The 19032-nt window shown below is 75.0% G+C and carries 13 protein-coding genes and 1 pseudogene; 2 read left to right on the top strand and 12 right to left on the bottom strand.

Annotation, left to right across the window (positions count from 1 at the left end):
• Positions 1–3 precede the first annotated feature (3 nt).
• The 8 genes from typA to ACZ7C5_RS14575 form a co-directional block, all read right to left on the bottom strand.
• Positions 4–1908, bottom strand: coding sequence for a translational GTPase TypA (typA, locus tag ACZ7C5_RS14610; protein ID WP_188296648.1), 1905 nt, complete (start codon positions 1906–1908; stop codon positions 4–6).
• Positions 1909–2239: 331 nt separating this feature from the next.
• The gene (locus tag ACZ7C5_RS14605) at positions 2240–4066 is read right to left on the bottom strand and encodes an ABC transporter family substrate-binding protein (RefSeq protein WP_470322695.1); all 1827 of its coding nucleotides are present in this window, start codon (positions 4064–4066) and stop codon (positions 2240–2242) included.
• A gap of 93 nt (positions 4067–4159) precedes the next feature.
• Entirely contained in the window at positions 4160–6757 is a 2598-nt protein-coding gene (locus ACZ7C5_RS14600) for a SpoIIE family protein phosphatase (RefSeq protein ID WP_401083234.1), read from the bottom strand.
• 228 nt (positions 6758–6985) lie between these two features.
• A complete protein-coding gene (locus ACZ7C5_RS14595; protein ID WP_401083231.1) occupies positions 6986–9730 on the bottom strand; it encodes a SpoIIE family protein phosphatase in 2745 nt (914 codons plus the stop codon).
• A 139-nt stretch (positions 9731–9869) separates the two neighbouring features.
• A complete protein-coding gene (locus tag ACZ7C5_RS14590; RefSeq protein ID WP_470322694.1) occupies positions 9870–10370 on the bottom strand; it encodes an NUDIX domain-containing protein in 501 nt (166 codons plus the stop codon).
• A gap of 41 nt (positions 10371–10411) precedes the next feature.
• Entirely contained in the window at positions 10412–10603 is a 192-nt protein-coding gene (locus ACZ7C5_RS14585) for an SPOR domain-containing protein (RefSeq protein ID WP_401083225.1), read from the bottom strand.
• A gap of 101 nt (positions 10604–10704) precedes the next feature.
• A complete protein-coding gene (locus tag ACZ7C5_RS14580; RefSeq protein WP_470322693.1) occupies positions 10705–12222 on the bottom strand; it encodes a DUF4190 domain-containing protein in 1518 nt (505 codons plus the stop codon).
• Positions 12223–12371: 149 nt separating this feature from the next.
• Positions 12372–13190 (bottom strand): methyltransferase domain-containing protein, encoded by an 819-nt coding sequence (locus tag ACZ7C5_RS14575; RefSeq protein WP_188294941.1) that lies wholly within the window; start codon positions 13188–13190, stop codon positions 12372–12374.
• A 163-nt stretch (positions 13191–13353) separates the two neighbouring features.
• Between ACZ7C5_RS14575 and ACZ7C5_RS14570 the strand changes: the two are divergent.
• A pseudogene (locus tag ACZ7C5_RS14570) lies at positions 13354–14495 on the top strand (dihydrofolate reductase family protein).
• Between the two features lie 75 nt (positions 14496–14570).
• Entirely contained in the window at positions 14571–15233 is a 663-nt protein-coding gene (locus ACZ7C5_RS14565) for an HAD-IA family hydrolase (RefSeq protein ID WP_401083217.1), read from the top strand.
• Between the two features lie 84 nt (positions 15234–15317).
• On the opposite strand, the gene ACZ7C5_RS14560 is transcribed toward ACZ7C5_RS14565, so the two are convergent.
• Genes ACZ7C5_RS14560 through ACZ7C5_RS14545 form a run of 4 tightly spaced genes read right to left on the bottom strand, consistent with a single transcriptional unit; the run spans position 15318 to position 19016 of the window.
• On the bottom strand, positions 15318–16622 hold the full coding sequence (locus ACZ7C5_RS14560; protein ID WP_401083214.1) for a sulfate adenylyltransferase subunit 1: 1305 nt from the start codon (positions 16620–16622) through the stop codon (positions 15318–15320).
• 2 nt (positions 16623–16624) lie between these two features.
• The gene (cysD, locus tag ACZ7C5_RS14555; RefSeq protein WP_401083729.1) at positions 16625–17566 is read right to left on the bottom strand and encodes a sulfate adenylyltransferase subunit CysD; all 942 of its coding nucleotides are present in this window, start codon (positions 17564–17566) and stop codon (positions 16625–16627) included.
• Positions 17567–17583: 17 nt separating this feature from the next.
• The gene (gene cysC, locus ACZ7C5_RS14550; protein ID WP_401083211.1) at positions 17584–18147 is read right to left on the bottom strand and encodes an adenylyl-sulfate kinase; all 564 of its coding nucleotides are present in this window, start codon (positions 18145–18147) and stop codon (positions 17584–17586) included.
• Complete coding sequence (locus tag ACZ7C5_RS14545; RefSeq protein ID WP_401083208.1) at positions 18144–19016, bottom strand: [LysW]-aminoadipate kinase; 873 nt, start codon at positions 19014–19016, stop codon at positions 18144–18146. Before ACZ7C5_RS14545 ends, cysC begins: the two co-directional genes overlap by 4 nt.
• Between the last annotated feature and the right edge of the window lie 16 nt (positions 19017–19032).

Raw genomic sequence — 19032 nt, 5'->3', positions numbered from 1 at the left:
GGATCACGCCTTCTTGGCGCGCGAGGCAGTGCGTCCGCGGTCCTTCTGGTCAAGGACGACCTTACGGATGCGAACCGTCTCCGGGGTCACCTCGATGCACTCGTCCTCGCGGCAGAACTCCAGCGACTGCTCCAGCGAGAGCTTGCGCGGCGGGACGATCGACTCGGCCACGTCGGCGTTCGCGGACCGCATGTTGGTGAGCTTCTTCTCCTTGGTGATGTTCACGTCCATGTCGTCGGCGCGCGAGTTCTCACCGACGATCATGCCCTCGTACACCTCGGTGCCCGGCTCGCAGAAGAGCACGCCGCGCTCCTGGAGGTTGGTCATCGCGAAGGCGGTGACCACACCGGCCCGGTCGGCGACCAGCGAGCCGTTGTTGCGGGTGGTCAGGTTGCCGAACCACGGCTCGTGGCCCTCGTGGATCGAGTGGGCGATGCCGGTGCCGCGGGTGTTGGTGAGGAACTCGGTGCGGAAGCCGATCAGGCCGCGGGACGGCACGACGAACTCCATCCGGACCCAGCCCGAGCCGTGGTTGGACATGTTGTCCATCCGGCCCTTGCGGATGCCCATGAGCTGGGTGACGGCACCCATGTGCTCCTCCGGCACGTCCACGGTGAGGCGCTCGACCGGCTCGTGGGTCTTGCCGTTGACCTGCTTGGTGACGACCTGCGGCTTGCCGACGGTCAGCTCGAAGCCTTCCCGGCGCATGGTCTCGATCAGGATGGCCAGCGCCAGCTCACCGCGGCCCTGCACCTCCCAGGCGTCCGGACGCTCGGTGTCCAGCACGCGCAGCGAGACGTTACCGATCAGCTCGCGGTCCAGGCGGTCCTTCACCTGGCGGGCGGTGACCTTGCGGTCCACCTTGCCGGCGGCCTTGGCGTCCGCGCCCTTGCCGCTGCCGCCACGGCCGACCAGCGGGGAGGTGTTGGTGCCGATGGTCATCGAGATGGCCGGCTCGTCCACCGTGATCAGCGGCAGCGCGACCGGGTTCTCCGGGTCGGCGAGGGTTTCGCCGATCATGATCTCGCCGATGCCGGCGACGGCGCAGATGTCACCGGGGCCCGCCACCTCGGCCGGCTTGCGGGTGAGCGCCTCGGTCATCAGCAGCTCGGAGATGCGGACGTTGGAGGTCGTGCCGTCGCGCTTGATCCAGGCCACGGTCTGGCCCTTGCGCAGCTCGCCCTGCTCGACGCGCAGCAGCGCGATGCGGCCGAGGAAGTTGTCGGCGTCGAGGTTGGTGACGTGGGCCTGGAGCGGCGCGTCCTCCTCGTACGTCGGGGCCGGGACGTGCTCCAGCAGGGTGGAGAAGAACGGCTCCAGGCTGGTGCTGTCCGCGGGGACGGTGCCGTTCTCCGGCTTGGTCAGCGAGGCGACGCCGTCACGGGCACAGGCGTAGACGATCGGGAACTCGATCTGGTCCTCGTCCGCGTCCAGGTCCAGGAACAGGTCGTAGGTCTCGTTGATGACCTCGTCGATCCGGGAGTCCGGACGGTCGGTCTTGTTGATGCAGAGGATGACGGGCAGCCGCGCGGTGAGCGCCTTGCGGAGCACGAAGCGGGTCTGCGGCAGCGGGCCTTCGGAGGCGTCGACCAGCAGGACGACCGCGTCCACCATCGACAGACCGCGCTCGACCTCGCCACCGAAGTCGGCGTGGCCCGGGGTGTCGATGATGTTGATGGTGATCGGTGCGCCACCATCCTTGGGGTGGTACTTGACCGCGGTGTTCTTCGCGAGAATGGTGATGCCCTTCTCGCGCTCCAGGTCGTTCGAGTCCATCATGCGGTCGTCGAGGTGCTGGTGGGCGGCGAAGGCGCCGGCCTGCTTCAGCATGGCGTCGACCAGCGTGGTCTTGCCGTGGTCGACGTGGGCGACGATGGCGACGTTACGGATGTCGTTGCGCGTGGGCATGCCTTGCTGATTCTCCCGGAATCGTGGGTTGCGGCGCCCGGCTGCGTGACGCGCACTTGCGATCCCTGTCGATCGCCGCCGCCCGTTCCGCCTGCTACTACCGGTCCACCCGCCGGGCACATGGCCATGCCTCGGCTTCCTCCTATCGTACGGGGAAGCACCGAGGTGGGCAGAAACGAGCAGGTCGGGCGGGATCAAGATCACAGGTGGGTCATACTCCCTTCACCTGGCGGCCGGACTCCGACACTCTTCCGTTCGTGATCCGACGACTCCGGGCCTCGCTGCCCCGGCTGCGGCCGCGGCCGGAGCCGGAGCCCGCGGAGGCGGCGCGCTAGCGGCTCCAGCCCACGTCCTGGAAGCGCGGCCACCCGAAGCCGTACGTGCCCGCGCCGACCACCCCGGTCCTGACGCCGGCCAGCTCCGGCCGCTGGTAGAGCGGCACCGAGTGCCCGAGCTGCCAGATCCGCAGGTCCGCCTCCTGGAGGAGGTCCAGCCGGGCCGCCGGGTCCAGCTCGGCGGCGGCCCGGTCGAACAGCCGGTCGATCTCCTCGGTGCCGCTGCGGCCGAAGTTGCCGCCTGGGTCGAGTGCGCCGTCGGCGTCCGGCCGGGGCTTGGCGTACGCGGGGCGCTGCTCGCTCGCCGGGCTGGGGCCGACCGGCCAGGAGAACAGCGCGAGGTCGTAGTCCCCGGCCGCCAGGTGTTCCCCGAGGAAGGAGTCGGCGGGCGCGGCCACCGGTCGCACCACGATCCCGGACTCGGCGAGGACGGCGGTGAGCGTGTCCGCGGTGCGCTGGGCGGTCGCCGAACCGGCCGGGACGAGCAGGGAGAGGGCGAGCGGCCGGCCGCCCTTCGTCCGGGGGCCCCCGCCGGCGGACCGCATCCAGCCCGCCTCGTCCAGCAGCCGGCCCGGGTCCGCGGAACCGGCCGCGGCGCTGTCGTCCCGGTAGCCCTCCTGGTCACCCGCGAGCAGGTGGCTGCCCAGCGGCTCGGCGGGCAGGCCGAGCGGGGCGAGCGCGGCCTCGGCGATCCGCCGCCGGTCCACGGCCTTGGTGAGGGCGCGGCGCACCACCGGGTCGGTCAGCGGGTCGCGGGCGGCGTTGAGGGTGAGCTGGGTGAGCGAGGCCGCGGCGGCCCGGTGCACGGTGACGCCGGGCAGCGACTCGGCCCGGCGCAGGGCGAGCGCCGCCGCCTCGGGCGCGGCCGCGGGCGGCGGCGCCGGGGAAGCTGAGGGGGACGAGGAAGGGGAAGCGGCACGGGACGAGGAAGGGGAAGGGGAGGCGGCCGGCACCGCCCGGTCCACCGCCGCGGTGAGCGGGGCGACGTCCAGCCGGTCCTGGTCCAGCGCGTCCAGCCGCTGCCCGGGCGGGACGGCGAGGAAGTCGATCCGGTCGGCCTTCGGCGGATCGCCCCACCAGAGCGGGTTGCGCACCACGCTGACCTGCCCGCCCTCGGCGTCGTACCTGGAGAGGGTGTACGGCCCCGCGCCCGGCCGGCCCCCGCCGGTCAGCGCCCGCTCGAAGGCGGCCGGGGTGGCCGTCTCGGCGGCCGGGTAGAGCGGCCCGAACAGCGAGCGCCACTCGGCGTACGGCCGCCGGAAGGTCACCCGTACCTCGTGCGGGTCCGCGCCCCGGGTGATCGAGTCGATGGCGTCGTACCCGGCCGGCCGGGCGCCCCGGTAGGCCGGGTCCAGGCCGGACAGCGCGGCCCGCTGCGCGTCGAGGTCGGCGGCCGAGAGCGGGGTGCCGTCGCTCCAGACGGCGCGCGGGTTGAGCCGGTACGTCACCACCTGCGGCTGCTGCCCCGCCGGGGTGGACTCGGCACCGGCCAGGTAGTCCGGGTCGGGGGCCAGCCGGCCGTGCCCGTCGGGCCGGAACAGCGAGGGGTAGAGCGCATGGGCGAGCAGCGCCGAGTCGGCGCTCGCCGCGCCCTGGTAGACGTTCAGCGTGGCCGGGACGCCGTCCAGGGCCCAGCGCAGCGTGCCGCCGTCCCGGACGGCGGTGCGGTCGGCGGGCCGGACGTCCCCGGTGGTGGCGGTGGGCTCGGCCGGGACGGGCGCGGGGGCCGGGGTACGGGCGGGGCCCCGGTCGGCGGAGCAGCCGGCGGGGCCGGCGGCGAGCAGCAGCGCGGCGGCTGCGGCGGTGAGCTGGCGGACGCGCATGGCGGCCATCGAACGCCGCGCCCGGTGCCCGGCCCGCGCCGACACGGCGGGCGGCCGGGCGACAGCACCCGTCCGGCCCACCGCTCCGGACGGCTACAGCCCCAGCTCGAACCAGACGATCTTGCCCTTCGGCGTGCGCCGACTGCCCCAGCGCTCGGCCAGCAGGCTGACCAGTTGCAGGCCGCGCCCGCCCTCGTCGGTCTCCTGGGCACGCCGCTGCCTGGGCTGGGCGTAGCCGTCGTCCCAGACCTCGCAGACCAGGCTGCGCTCGCGCAGCAGCCGCAGCCGGATCTCGCCCCGCCCGTGCTTGAGCGCGTTCGTGACCAGCTCGCTGACCAGCAGCTCGGTGGTGTCGACCAGTTCCTCCAGCCCCCTGGAGAGCAGCCAGCTGCACGCCAGCTCGCGGGCCTTGGCCACGGAGGTGGGCTCGGGCGGCAGGAACCAGTTGCCGACGGCGTCCTCGGGGAAGGCGTGCACCTTGGCCATCAGCAGGGCGATGTCGTCCTCGCCGTGGTGCGGGTTGAGCTCGCCGAGCACGTGGTCGCAGAGCTCCTCCAGCCCCTTGCCCTCACCGGAGAGCGCGGAGCGGAAGGCCCGCAGGCCCTCGTCCAGCTGGTGCTTGCGGCTCTCCACCAGGCCGTCGGTGTAGAGCGCGAGCACGGCGCCGTCCGGGAGGGTCAGCTCGACCTCCTCGAAGGGCTCGCCGCCGACGCCGAGCGGCAGGCCGGGCGGTACGTCGAGCATCCGGGCGCTGTCGCCGGGGCTGAGCAGGACGGGCGGCAGGTGGCCCGCGTTGGCGAAGACGCAGCGGCGGGTGACGGCGTCGAAGACCGCGTAGACGCAGGTCGCCAGGTAAACCTCGCGGGCCTCCTCGTCGGCCGTCGAGGTGAGCCGCCCGTACTGGGTGGGCGGGCCGGCCGGCACCGAGTCGTCGCCGAGGCCGCGGGCGATCTCGTCCAGCGCGGTGAGCACCTCGGCCGGGTCCAGGTCGAGCATCGCCAGGGTGCGGACGGCGGTGCGCAGCTGGCCCATGGCGACGGCGGCGCGCAGACCGCGGCCCATCACGTCGCCGATGACCAGCGCGGTGCGGTTGCCGGGCAGCGGGATGACGTCGAACCAGTCGCCGCCGACCTCGGTGTTGTTGTTGCTGGGCAGGTAGCGGCAGGCGATCTCCAGGCCGCTGGCGGCCGGGTTGCCCGGGGGCAGCAGGCTGCGCTGGAGGATCAGCGCCCGCTCGTGCTCGCGCCGGTAGAGCCGGGCGTTGTCGATGCAGACGGCGGCGCGGGCGACCAGTTCCTCGGCGATCGCGACGTCGCGGGCGTCGAAGGGCTCGCTGCCGATCGCCCGGGAGAGCTGGACGAGGCCGAGCACCTGGTCGCGGGCGACCAGCGGGACTATCAGCGTGGAGCGCAGCAGCGGGTCGGGCCCGGGCTCGGGGATGACGCTGCGGCCGGTGCGCAGGGCCCGGGCGTGCGGGGAGCGGCGCGGATAACAGAGGGTGCCGCCGGCCTCGGCGATCGGCAGGGCGGTGACCGAGCCGAGCACCGAGGAGGCGCCGCCGACCACGCTGGAGACGGCGACCCGGCGCAGTTCGCCGCTGCCGTCGGTGAGCACGGTGTCGCCGAGCCGGCCGGCGCTGGGGACGGTCTCGCCGGAGAGCAGCGCGGTGTAGAGGTCGACGGTGGCGAGGTCGCAGAACGGCGGGACGACGACGTCCAGGAGTTCCTTGGCGGTGGTCTCCAGGTCGAGCGTGGAGCCGATGTGGGCGCTGGCCTCGTTGAGCAGCGCCAGGTTGCGGCGCACGCCGTCGGCCTCGCGCTCGGCGACGTGCCGGCTGGTGACGTCGGTCACCTGTCCGGCCACGCCGACGGTCTGCCCCGCGGTGCCGTTCAGGCGATACAGCGAGACGGCCCAGAGCCGGTTGCCCTCGCGGGTCGGGACGGCGCCGTGGAAGCGCAGGTCGAAGACGGGCTCGCCGGTGGCCAGGACCTTGCGCAGGGCGGCGGTGAGCCGGTCGGCCTCGGACGGCGGGAAGAGGTCGTGCGGGGTGAGGCCCTCCAGGTCGGTGGGGACCAGGCCCATCCCGGAGGCGAAGGCGTCGTTGACCCGCTGCAGCCGCAGCCGGCCGTCGAACAGCACGAAACCGGTGGGCGTCTGCCCGAAGACGGCCTCGGAGGCGGCCAGGTCGGTCTCGATCCGGCGCAGCCGTCCGAGGTCGACGGCCAGGCAGGTGGCGCCCGCGGTGGGCAGGGCGCTGTCGGGCATCAGGTAGAGCTCGGCGAGGCCCTCGCCGCCGGCGGCGTCCTGGTACGGGGTGGTGCCGACCCACTCCTCCCCCGCCAGGGTGCGCTCCAGCCGGGCGCGGCCGCGCTGCCAGAGCTCGCGGGGGACGAAGGTGGTGATCGGGTCGGCGCCGACGGCCTCGGCGGCCGGGACGCCGAAGAACTCGGCGGCGCGCTCGCTCCACTGGCTGATCCGCCCGTCGGGGCCGATCGCGAAGGTGGCGACCCGGATGTAGTCGTAGATCGATCCGGGGTCACCGGCGCCCCGCGACCGGTCCTCCGGTACCGGATGGTGGCCGCGGCTGGTGGCCCGGCCGCCCGGTACGGGCAGGTGCGAGGCACCGGCCTGTCCGGGCACGGCGGCATGACCGCTGCTGCTCTGCGCGCTCCGCGCCGGAGTGCTGTTCAACGGACCGACCCCTCCAACCCGCGACCGTCCGGATGTCGAGAAGACCGAGTATTCATCATCGAGGGGTACGTTCACACGCCCTCAACATCACAACATCAGATCGGGCGAAGGTTTTTGTCCTACCGCCCGCGCAACCACAATGCCACGCTCGCGCCCCCTTCCGAGTCGCGCGCTCCCCCTGGGCTCCCGACGGCATGTGCGGCACGGCTCTCCCGACGTTCGTTCCGATCACGATCCGTCGGGCTCATTACCCGGTAGTGCCTGCTCGAACCAGACCACCTTGCCGATGCCCTCGGCCCTGGCGCCCCAGCGCAGGGCCAGCCGGTGGACCAGTTCCAGACCGCGCCCGCCCTCGTCGGCCTCGGCCGCGTGCCGCTCCCTGGGCGGGTCGGGCAGCGGGTCGGAGATCTCGACCAGCAGCGTCTCACCGAGCGTCAGCCGTACCCCGATGGGAGCGCTGGCGTACCGGACGGCGTTCGTGACCAGCTCGCTGACCAGCAGCTCGGCGGTGTCGGTGAGCCCCTCGACGCCCCACTCGGCGAGCGCGGCGCGGACCAGCCGGCGGGCCCGGGAGACGGCGGTGGGCTCGGCGGGCAGGGTCCAGCCGGCCGTCGGGGTGCCGGCCTGGCCGTGGCCGAGCCGGGCCAGCAGCAGCGCCACGTCGTCCGGCTCCCGGCCCTGCTCCATGGTGTCCAGCACCGCCTCGCAGGCGGCCTGGATGGAGGCGTGGGAGTCCTGGAGCACGGTGACCAGCCGGCCGAGGCCGACGTCCAGGTCCTTGTCGCGGGACTCGACCAGGCCGTCGGTGCACAGCGCCAGCAGGCTGCCCTCGGGGATCTTCAGTTCGACCGACTCGAACGGGACTCCGCCCACGCCGAGCGGGGCGCCGGAGGGCAGGTCCAGGATGCGGCCGGTGCCGCCGGGCAGCGGACCGCCGGTGCGGGTCGGCTCCGCGCCGTCCGGGCCGGGCACCACCAGCACCGGCGGGATGTGCCCGGCCTTGGCGACGGTGAGCCGGGCCGTCGCCGGGTCGAAGACCGCGTAGATGCAGGTGGCCAGCAGCGCCTCGTCCGGGCCCTGGGCGAGGTCGTCGGCCAGCTCGTGGACGTGCCGCAGCAGGACGTCCGGCGGCAGGTCGAGGGCGGCCAGCACCCGGACGGCGGTGCGCAGCCGTCCCATGGTGGCGGCGGCCCGCAGGCCGTGGCCCATCACGTCGCCGACCACCAGCGCGGTGCGGTCGCCGGGCAGCGGGATGACGTCGAACCAGTCGCCGCCGACCTCGGTGCCGCTGCTGCCGGGGACGTACCGGTAGGCGACCTCGACGCCGGTGGGCTGCGGGACCTGCTGCGGGAGCAGGGTGCGCTGGAGGGTGAGCGCGGCGGTGCGCTCGCGGGCGTAGAGGCGGGCGTTGTCCAGCGAGCTGCCGGCCCGGTCGGCCAGCTCGACGGTGAAGGCCAGGTCGTCCCGGTCGAAGCCCTCGCGGTAGCCGGCCCGGCTGACCAGCAGCAGGCCGATCACGATGCCGCGGGCGCGCAGCGGCACGACCAGCATCGAGTGCACGCCGAGGTCCCTGGCGGCCTGCATCTTCGGATCGCCGGGGTAGGTGACGTCCTCCAGCCGGTCGGCGCCGGACAGCAGCTCGGGCACTCCGGTGCGCAGCACCCGGCCGCAGGTGGAGTCCTCGGCGAAGGTGATCCTGGCGCCGCGGCGCAGCATCACGTCCACCTCGGGGCCGTCCTGGACGGAGGCGGTGCCGAGCTGGAGCAGCGAGGTGCGCCGGTCGTGGCCGTGCCGGGGCAGGTCGTCACCGTGCGCGACGGCCTGGAGCAGGACCACCGCCGAGTGGTCGGTCAGCCTGGGGACGACCGAGCCGGCCAGCTCCTGGGCGATCCTGGAGGCGTCCAGCAGATCGCCGACCCGGGAGCCGAACTCGTTGAGCAACGAGAGCCGGCGCCGGGCGTGCTCGACCTTGGCGACCGCCCGGTAACGCTCGGTCACGTCCATCACGGTGCCGGAGATGCCGAGCACCCGGCCGGAGCGGTCGGTCATCCGGCTGTAGGAGATCGAGCGGTAGCCGGCCCTGGTGGTGACCGGGGAGGCCAGGGTGACGTCGATGACCGGCTCGCCGGTGGCCAGCACCTGGCGCTGGATGGCGGTGATCTCGTCGGCGGCCCGCTCCGGCAGGGTCTCGCCGGTGGTGCGGCCGACGTGGTCCTCCAGGGCGACGCCGTTCATCTCGGCGAGGGTCTGGTTGACGGCGGTGTAGCGCAGGTCGGTGTCCATGATGGCGATGCCCAGCGGGGACTGCTCGAACAGCGCGTCACGCACCGCGAGGTCCCGCTCGACGGCCCGGACGGCGGTCGCCTCGGCCATGTTGACCTGGAGGAACGGGGTGCCGTCGCCGTCCACCAGGAGGGAGATCCTGGCGTCCACGGCGACCGGCGCGCCGTCCCGGTCGCGCAGTTCGGCGTAGCCGGCCCAGCGGCCGTGCCGCAGGGTGTCCTGGATCGCGGCCCGGATCCGGGCGACCTGCGTGGGTTCGGGGATCAGCTCCTCGATCCGGCGGCCGACCAGCAGTTCGTTCGGCCAGCCGAGCAGTTCCTCGGCGGCCGGGCTCCAGAGCACCACCCGGCCCGCGGTGTCCAGGATCGCGATGGCGACCTTGAGCATGTCCAGCAGGCTGCCCTCGGCGGGCGATCCGGGGCCCGCCTGGCTCTCGGCGGGACCGCCGGGGAACGGCCGTCCGGGACGGCTGCGCAGGCCGGGCGCGGTGCCGGCCCCGGACACCGCCAGGGTCGGCGCCGGCTGGGCGGGCCGCGCGGCGTCGGGGGCCTCGACAGCGCCGCCGCGGCGGCCGGAGGGCGGCTGGGGGGCGGCCGGACGGGCGACGCGGCGCAGTCGGGCGCGGGCGGCGGCGCTCCCCGCGGAGCCTGCCCGCCGCTCTCCCCCGCCACCCTTCCCGGTACTCGACACCGACGTGGCCTCCGGCTCTGGTCGGGATCGGCGTCGCCGGCTGGGGGCGGCTCACCGATGGTGACGAATAGTGCCGAAAAGTGACATACCCAGCAGTTCCCAGGCTATCCCGGAGGCTGGGTCGTCTTGTCCGATTGACCTACCCGGCGGACTGCGCGTCGTCACCCGCGGGTGCGCCGTCCGCGGCCGCCGCCCCGCCCTCCGCGAGCAGCCGGGCGACGTGCGGCAGCACGTCACGGTCGTGGTCGATCCAGTCCACGGCGTCCAGTTCGTCCGGGCCCAGCCAGCGCAGCGCGTCGTGGTCCTGGAGTGCGCGCGGCTCGCCGGCCAGCAGTTCGGCGGCCCAGAAGTGCAGCTCCAGGCCGGGGCGCACGGCCCACGCGCCGGGCAGCCGGGTCAGCGCGCGCGCCCGGACGCCGAGCTCCTCCAGCAGCTCCCGCTCCAGCGCCTGCGCCTCGGTCTCACCGGGCTCGGCCTTCCCGCCGGGGAACTCCCACCGCCCGGCCACCGCCTCGGGCGCGTTGCGCCGGGCGGCCAGCACCCGGCCGCCGCGGACCAGCGCGCCGCCGACGACGATCCGGGGGGTGCCGGGGGTGCCGGGTGCGGGGTGGGTGGGGTGGGTGGCGTGGGTCGCGTCCATGGGGCCGACCCTACGGGCTGTCGCCGGCGGGCCCTGGCGGCTCAGGCGTTCCGGACGGTCCGATCCGCCGGTTCCGGCCCGGCCTCCCCGTCCGCCTCGACCCAGTACAGCTGCTTGTGGCCGCGGGACTCGAAGTCGGTGGCCAGCCGCCGCGCTTCGGCCGGGTCGAGGCCTCCGGCGACCAGGAAGCGGTTGCCGTTGTCGTCCTGCCGCATCACCCGGTAGGTGTCCATGCCGGGAGGGTACCGGGGGCCGCCGCGGGCCGTACGGCTCCGTGGCGGGCCCGCCGGCCCGCTGCGGCGGGTCGACGCCCGGGCACCGCTCGCGCGGGCGCTCAGACCCGCAGGTCGGGCGCCTGCTCGCCGGTGGACAGGCTCAGCCCGCGGCGGATCTCCAGGGTGATCGGCGCGGTCTTGGCGACCAGGGCCCTGGCCCGGCGGACGTCACCGGCCACGTCGTCGCCGGAGGCCGCGGCGTCCCAGGCGGCGGCCGCCTGCGACTGGGCGTCGACCAGCTTGACGATGCCCGGCCGGACGTCGGCCGGCCAGGGCGCCCCGGGGTTGCCCAGCACCGCCGCCTCGGTCCTGGAGGCGACGGCCATCCGCCGGGCCCACGCCCGGTGCTCCGGCCCGGCGACCGAGACGTCCCGGCCCGGCTGGTCCAGGTAGACGTCGTTGAAGCCCCGGACGGCCTCCAGGTAGGCCAGCTGGGGGGCGGTCAGGCTGTTCCGGTCGGTGCGGACCGTCCCCCGGTGCCGGTCCTCGTAGTCCTCGAAGCCGCAGGTGACGTACCGCTCGCCGGACTTCCAGTTCTGCGCGGTCGGGTACAGGTAGACGTCGTCCATGCCGTCCGGCAGGGCCCACTGGTCCAGCGCGTACTCGTCCAGCACCTTGCGGCACAGCCGGGCGGCCGACTCCCTGGCCTCGCTCTCGCCCGGGTACGGGCCGTCGCCGCCGGGGATCTCGACGGTGCCGGCCACCTCGCCGTTGTGCGGCTCGGCGCAGGGCACCCGGTGCACCCAGGACACCGTCTCGTCGCCGTCCCCGCCCGGCGCAGGGGCGCCCCCGGGGGAGTCGTAGCAGTCGCCGGTCTTGAGGTCGGACCAGTGCACCGAGCCCGGCGGCTTCTGGGCCTGGCCGAAGCGGCCGGCCCGCGCCGAGCCGAAGTCCGCCGCACCGAGGAGGAGGGCCAGCAGCACCGTGCCGATCGTGCCGAGCACCAGGCCGGTCACCGCCATCCCGGAGCCGCGCTCCTTGCGGCGGTTGATCTGGACCAGCGCGAGGATGCCGAACACCAGGGCCACCGGGGCCACCAGGAGCAGGCCGGTGACCAGGGAGCCGACGGCGAAGCCGTTGGTCGGGGCGGGCCCGGGGACGAAGCCGGGGGCGAACCCGGGAACGGCGGGGGCCTGGCCCGGGGCCACGGCGTACGGGTGGCCTGGCTGGAGGCCCGACCGTTCGGCCGGGGTGACGGAGGCCCAGCCGCCGGCGGGCAGCGGGTACGGCGGCTGGGGCGGGGCGGCCGACGGCGGGACGGCCCGCGGGGCCGGGCTCGCGAGCGGGCCCGCGGTGACGTCGGGCGCGGCCCAGGGGTCGGCGGGGGCTTCGGGCTCGGCCGGCTCGGCGGTGTCGTCGGGGGTGACGGCGGGGGTGACGGCGTCCGGGGCGGCGGTGTGCTTGCGGAAGTCCACCCGCGGGTCCTGGCCAGCCGCCGGATCCTCCGCCACCGTCTCGGCAACCGTCGCCTCGACAGCCTCCGCCGCCGGAGCCGCCGGGTCCGCGTCCGTACCGGCCCCCGCGGCCGCGGGCGACTCCGGCCCCGGGACGGGCGGCCCGGACTCAGGCTTGGACACGTGGACTCCCCCAACCCGCCGCGGCGGGCACTCGGCTCGGCACTCGGCACCATGGCTCGGACCCGAACGGGCCCGATCTGAACGGTCGCGCGACTTTACCCGATCTTTCCGAACGCCTGCCCGTCCTCCCCGGCCCGCCGTCCGCCCGCTCAGCCCCGGGCCAGGACCTCCCCGTGCAGCATCGAGAACCAGCCGTCCCCGGCGTCGCTCCACTCCCGCCAGCCGGCCGCGATCCGGTCCAGCTCGTCCGGCTCCGCGAAGCCCCGCTCGACCGCCGTCCGGCCCAGCGCGGTGCCGGTGACCCGGTCCGCCCACATCCCGCCCCACCAGGCGCGCTGCCCGGGCGTCGCGTACGTCCAGGTGGTGGCGCTCGCGGTGACCTCGGTGAAGCCGGCCGCCCTGGCCCAGGACAGCAGCCGCCGGCCGGCGTCCGGCTCGCCGCCGTTGGCGCGGGCGGTCCGCCGGTACAGCTCCAGCCACCGGTCCAGCGCGGGCACCTCGGGGAACCAGGTCATCGAGGCGTAGTCGACGTCCCGGGCCGCGACCACCCCGCCCGGCGCCGTCACCCGCCGCAGCTCGCGCAGCGCGGCCACCGGGTCGGCCACGTGCTGTAGCACCTGGTGGGCGTGCACGACGTCGAACTCGCCGTCCCGGTACGGCAGCCGGTGCACGTCGGCGCGCTCGAAGACGACGTTGGACAGGCCCCGCCCGGCGACGTACCCGGCGGCCTGCTCCAGCACCTCGGCGGAGGTGTCCACCGCCACCACCCGCCCCTGGGGGCCGACCAGCCCGGCCAGGTCCGCGGTGATCGTGCCCGGCCCGCAGCCGACGTCCAGCAGGGACTGCCCGGGCCGCAGTCCGGGCAGCAGGTAGCCGGCCGAGTCGGCGGCGGTGCGGGAGCGGTGCGAGCGCAGCACGGCCTCCTGGTGGCCGTGGGTGTAGACGGCGGCGGGCTGCGGTCCGGTCATGAGGTCCCCCTGGGCGTGGTCGGCTCCGATGTTCCGCGACGCCCTCGACGCTACTCCCCGTCCCGCATCCCGAGAAGATCTGTCTCAGATGTCGAACGCTGGGCGCCGGGGCGGGACCGGCCGGCCGTACCGTGGAGGCGCCCCCGACAGAACGGTCCCGCCCATGCCCGGCCAGCGCCCCTTCGTCCTGCTGAGCGCCGCCGTCTCGCTCGACGGCCACCTCGACGACGCCTCCCCCGACCGGCTGCTGCTCTCCGGCGCCGCCGACTTCGACCGGGTGGACGAGGAGCGCGCGGCCGCCGACGCGATCCTGGTCGGCGGCAACACCCTGCGCGCCGACAACCCCCGGCTGCTGGTCGCCGACCCCGGGCGCCGGGCCGCCCGGCTGGCGGCCGGCCGGCCCGAGCACCCGCTGAAGGTGACGCTCAGCGCCAGCGGCTCACTCGACGGCGGCCTGCGGTTCTGGCACACCGGCGGCGCCAAGCTCGCCTACACCACGGACGCCGGGGCCGCGGCGCTGCGCCCCCGGCTGGACGGACTGGCCGAGGTGGTCGCGCTCGGCGGCGCGGTGGACCTCGGCGCGGTGCTGGACGACCTGGGCGCGCGCGGGGTGCGCCGGCTGATGGTCGAGGGCGGCGGGGGCGTGCACACCCAGTTCCTGGCCCAGGGCCTGGCGGACGAGCTCCAGCTCGCCGTCGCCCCGCTGCTGGTCGGCCAGGCCGAGGCTCCCCGGTTCGTCCGCCCGGCCGCGTTCCCTGGCGGCCCGGCCCGGCGGATGCGGCTGCTGGGGGCACGTACGGTGGGCGACGTCGTCCTGCTCAGGTACGCCCCGAAGGAGCCCGCGCCGTGACCGAGCCCGCGTCCACCGACCTCGCCCACCTGCGCCGGGCCGTCGAACTCTCCCGCCGCTGCCCGCCGTCCGGGACGGCCTTCTCGGTCGGCGCGGTGGTCGTCGGCGCCGACGGCACGGTGCTGACGGAGGGGTACAGCCGGGAGACGGACCCGCACGACCACGCCGAGGAGGCGGCCCTGGCCAAGCTGCCCGCGGGCGACCCGCGGCTGCGCGGGGCGACCGTCTACAGCTCGCTGGAGCCCTGCGGGCAGCGCGCCTCGCGGCCGGTGCCGTGCGCCCGGCTGCTCGTCGCGGCGGGCGTGCCGCGGGTGGTGGTCGCCTGGCGGGAGCCCGACCTGTTCGTCACCGACTGCCAGGGCACCGCGCTGCTGGAGGCCGCCGGGGTCGAGGTGGTGGAGCTGCCGGAGCTGGCCGGGGAGGCCCGGGCGGTCAACATCCACCTGCTCGGCTGAACTTTTGTATCATCGGGAAACAAAGAGCTTCCGTTTCCGGCTCTCCCGCAGCCATTCTCCCCGAGGAGCCGTCCCATGTCCGCTGCCCCCGTCCGGCTGACCGCCCGCGCCGTCCTCCTGGACATGGACGGAACCCTGGTCGACTCCGATGCCGTGGTCGAGCGCTGCTGGAGCCGCTGGGCCGAGCGGCACGGCCTGGACCCCGCCGAGGTGCTCGCCGTCGCCCACGGCCGCCAGGGCCACGCGACCATGGCCGTGCTGCTGCCCGAGCGCCCGGCCGAGGCCAACCTGGCCGACAACGAGCTGATGCTCGCCGAGGAGCGCGCCGACACCGAGGGCGTCGTCCCGGTGCCCGGTGCGCCCGCCTTCCTCGCCTCGCTGGCCGGCCTCCCGCACGCCCTGGTCACCTCCGCCGACCAGCCGCTCGCCCGGGTCAGGATGGCCGCCGCCGGCCTGCCGCTGCCGCCCGTCCTGGTCACCGCCGAGTCCGTCGGCGCCAGCAAGCCCGATCCCGAGGGCTTCCTCAAGGGCGCCGCCGCCCTCGGCTTCGCCCCCGCCGACTGCCTCGCCTTCGAGGACTCCGGCGCCGGCATCGCCGCCGCCAGGGCCGCCGGCGTCCGGGTCGTCGGCGTCGGCCCGCGCGCCCTCCCCCACCGGCCGGACGCCCAGGCCGGCACCCTCGCCGCCGTCACCGTCACCGCCGGGCCCGACGGCCTGCTGACCGTCACCGTCGGCTGAGTCCGGCACCGGCCCAAGGCATCCGGCCGCCCGGGCCCCGTACGGACACGGGACCCGGGCGGCAGACGGCGAAGCGGACCGGGGCTACCGCTCCGCCGCCTCGATCATCCCGGCGGCGAGCGTCGCCCCGTCCTGCGGGTCGATGAGCAGGAACGAGCCGGTCCGCCGGTTCTCCCGGTAGTCGTCGACGGCGAGCGGCTCGGCGGTGCGGATCCGCACGCCGCCGATGTCGTTGACGGAGAGTCCGTCCTCGCAGGGCAGCCGCCGGGCGTCGGTGACGTCGATGCGGTGGTCGATCCGCTCCACCACCGCGGGGACCGTCCTGGTGGTGTGCTTGAGCAGGACGCGCTGCCGCTCGCGCAGCGGGCGCTCGTGCAGGTGGCACAGGTTCGCGGTGATGTTCCGCAGGATCCGGGGGGCCGGGCCCGCGGCCAGCATGTCGCCCCGGGAGATGTCGACGTCGTCGGCGAGCCGGACGGCCACCGACTGCGGCGCCCACACCCGGTCGGCCTCCTTGCCGAGCACGGTGAGGCCGGCCACCGTACTGGTCTCCCCGGACGGCTGGACGGCCACCGGGTCGCCCACCCTGAGCTGCCCGGAGGCGAGCTGACCGGCCAGCCAGCGCTCCACCCGGTCGCCCGAGGGGTGCCGGACCACGTACTGCACCGGCAGCCGCAGCGGCCGGCCGGCCGGCTCCGCTCCGAGCGGCACGCCCTCCAGGTGGGACAGCAGGGTCTCGCCGCCGTACCAGTCCATCCTGGTCGACGGTTCGACCACGTTGTCGCCGGTCAGCGCGGACATCGGGATGGCGGTGACGTCGGTGATGCCCAACTCGCGGGCCCGGCGGCCGAACTCGTCCACGATCCCGGTGAAGACGGACTCCCGGAAGTCGACCGCGTCCATCTTGTTGACCGCCAGCACGATGTGCGGCACCCGCAGCAGGGCCGCGATCGCGCCGTGCCGCATGGTCTGGGCGACCACGCCGTTGCGCGCGTCGACCAGGATCACCGCCAGGTCGGCGGTGGAGGCGCCGGTCACCATGTTGCGCGTGTACTGCACGTGCCCCGGGGTGTCCGCGAGGATGAACCGCCGCGCGGGCGTCGCGAAGTAGCGGTAGGCCACGTCGATGGTGATGCCCTGTTCCCGCTCCGCCCGCAGGCCGTCGGTGAGCAGGGCCAGGTCGGGGCTGTCCTGCCCGCGCCTGCGGGACACCTCCTCGATGGCCAGCGCCTGGTCGGCGAGGACCGACTTGGTGTCGTAGAGCAGCCGTCCCACCAGGGTCGACTTGCCGTCGTCGACCGACCCGCAGGTGGCCAGCCTCAGCAGGCCGCCCGAGGGCCGGCCGGTGGAGCGCGTCTGATCTGCCGCTTCCGCGACGCCCGTTGACATGTCTAGAAGTACCCTTCTCGCTTGCGGTCCTCCATGGCTGCCTCGGACAACCGGTCGTCGGCCCTGCTCGCACCGCGCTCGGTCACCCGGCTCGCGGCGATCTCCGCGATCACCTCGCCCACCGTCGAGGCGGACGAGTCGACCGCGCCGGTGCAGGACATGTCGCCGACCGTGCGGTACCTGACCTGACGGTCGACCACGGACTCGCCGTCCCTGGGGCCGCCCCAGTCGCCGGGCGCCAGCCACATGCCGTCGCGCCGGAACACCTTGCGCCAGTGCGCGAAGTAGATCTCCGGCAGCTCGATGCCCTCGTGCTCGATGTACTGCCAGACGTCCAGTTCGGTCCAGTTGGACAGCGGGAAGACCCGGAAGTGCTCACCGGCCTGGTGCTGGCCGTTGTAGAGCTGCCACAGCTCTGGCCGCTGCCTGCGCGGCTCCCAGGCGCCGAACTCGTCCCGCAGGCTGAACACCCGCTCCTTGGCGCGCGCCTTCTCCTCGTCGCGCCGGCCGCCGCCGAAGACCGCGCCGTAGCGGCCGTCCCGGATGGCGTCCAGCAGCGGAACGGTCTGGAGCGGGTTGCGGGTGCCGTCCGGCCGCTCGCGCAGCGTCCCGGCGTCGATGTAGTCCTGCACGGACGCCACGTCGAGCCGCAGGCCGTGCTTCCCGACGATCCGGTCGCGGTAGGCGAGCACCTCGGGGAAGTTGTGGCCGGTGTCCACGTGCAGCAGGGAGAACGGCAGCGGGGCCGGGGCGAACGCCTTGAGCGCCACGTGCAGCATGACGATCGAGTCCTTGCCGCCGGAGAACAGCAGCGTCGACCGGTCGAACTCCCCCGCCACCTCGCGGAAGATGTGCGCCGCCTCGGCCTCCAGCACCTCCAGGTGCGTCAGCGGGGGCGCCGGGTCCGGCAGCGGGCCGTGGTCTCCGGGGCGGTCGGCGGCCACCGGCCGCGCGGGGGCCGTCACGACAGGCCCCGGGCGGTGAGCAGCGCACGCACCTGCCGGACCGACTCGTCGACGGTCTGGTCCTGGGTGTGGACACGCAGATCGGGGTCGACCGGCACCTCGTAGGGGTCGTCCGCGCCGGTGAGACCGCTGAGTTCGCCCGCCGCCTGCCTGGCGTAGAGGCTCTTGACGTCCCGGTCGGCGCAGACCTCCAGCGGGGTCGCCACGTGCACCTCGGCGTAGCGCGCGCCGCGCGCCGCGTGCAGCTCGCGGACCGCCGCGCGGGACTGCGCGTACGGGGCGATGACCGGCACCAGCACGGTGACGCCGTGCTCGGCGAGCAGGGCCGCCACGTAGCCGATCCGCCGCACGTTGACGTCCCGGTCCTCCTTCGAGAAGCCCAGCTCGGCGGAGAGGGCGGCGCGGACCTCGTCGCCGTCGAGCACCTGGACCCGGTGCCCCTCGGAGCGCAGTCGCCCGGCGAGGCCCGTCGCGATGGTGGTCTTGCCCGCGCTGGGCAGCCCGGTCAGCCAGACCGTGCCGCCCTGCCACTCGGCGGGCGTGCCGTTCGGTTCGCTCATGTGCGGATCTCCCTTTCACGAGAGCTGTGGGTCGGCGTCCCCGCGTGGGAGATGTGCACCGTGGTGCCGGCCCCCGCGAGTGCCCGGCTGACGGGTTCGGGGGTGCGTCCGTCCGCGATGCGCACGGTGGCGACGCCGCCGGCGAGCGCTTCGCGCGCGGCGATGAGCTTGAGCGCCATGCCGCCGGTGGCGGACGGGTCGGGCGGGCCCGCCGGGGATATCCCGAGGGTGCTCCGCAGGCTGGCCGGGTCGCCGGAGTCGGCGAGGACCCCGGGGGCGCCGGTGAGCAGCAGGAGCCGCTCCGCGCCGAGGGCGGCGGCCAGGGCCGCCGCGGCGCGGTCGGCGTCGACGTTGACGGGCCGGTCGTTCTCGTCGATGGCGGGCGGTGAGAGCACCGGGACGAAGCCGGCCCGCAGGAGGGTCTCGGGGAGCGTGGTGTCGACCGTGTCGATCCGGCCGCTGTGGTTGTCGCGGATCAGCACGGTGCGGCCGTCGACGACGGCGCGGACGGCGGACTTCCGGCGGGCGCGGAGCATCCCGCCGTCCATGCCGGTGAGGCCGACCGCGGGCACCTTGTGGCGGGAGAGCTCCGCCACGAGTCCGGGCTTGACCGAGCCCGCCAGGGCGAGGACGACCACTTCGAGGGTGTCCGGGTCGGTGTAGCGCGCGGACACGTTGTCCGGCGCGACGAGGGTGCGTTGGGCGACGCCGAGTCGGCCGGCGAGGCGGCCGATCTCGCCCGAGCCGCCGTGGACGAGGAGGATCGAGTGGCCCTCGTGGACGAGGCCGGCGATGTCGGCGCAGATGCCCGCGGCGTCCACGGCCGGGTTGCCGCCGCATTTGACGACGGTCAGCGGTTTGGTGGTCACGGTCGCTCCGGTTGGC

This window comes from Kitasatospora sp. NPDC036993 (assembly GCF_055607525.1).
The sequence above is the reverse complement of the archived record's forward strand: the minus strand, read 5'-3'. Positions and strand labels throughout refer to the sequence as shown.

Coding starts and splice junctions, on each gene's coding strand:
- typA (WP_188296648.1), bottom strand. CDS start 1,908: ATGCCCACGCGCAACGACATCCGTAACGTCGCCATCGTCGCCCACGTC.
- ACZ7C5_RS14605 (WP_470322695.1), bottom strand. CDS start 4,066: ATGCGCGTCCGCCAGCTCACCGCCGCAGCCGCCGCGCTGCTGCTCGCC.
- ACZ7C5_RS14590 (WP_470322694.1), bottom strand. CDS start 10,370: ATGGACGCGACCCACGCCACCCACCCCACCCACCCCGCACCCGGCACC.
- ACZ7C5_RS14585 (WP_401083225.1), bottom strand. CDS start 10,603: ATGGACACCTACCGGGTGATGCGGCAGGACGACAACGGCAACCGCTTC.
- ACZ7C5_RS14575 (WP_188294941.1), bottom strand. CDS start 13,190: ATGACCGGACCGCAGCCCGCCGCCGTCTACACCCACGGCCACCAGGAG.
- ACZ7C5_RS14565 (WP_401083217.1), top strand. CDS start 14,571: ATGTCCGCTGCCCCCGTCCGGCTGACCGCCCGCGCCGTCCTCCTGGAC.
- ACZ7C5_RS14560 (WP_401083214.1), bottom strand. CDS start 16,622: ATGTCAACGGGCGTCGCGGAAGCGGCAGATCAGACGCGCTCCACCGGC.
- cysC (WP_401083211.1), bottom strand. CDS start 18,147: ATGAGCGAACCGAACGGCACGCCCGCCGAGTGGCAGGGCGGCACGGTC.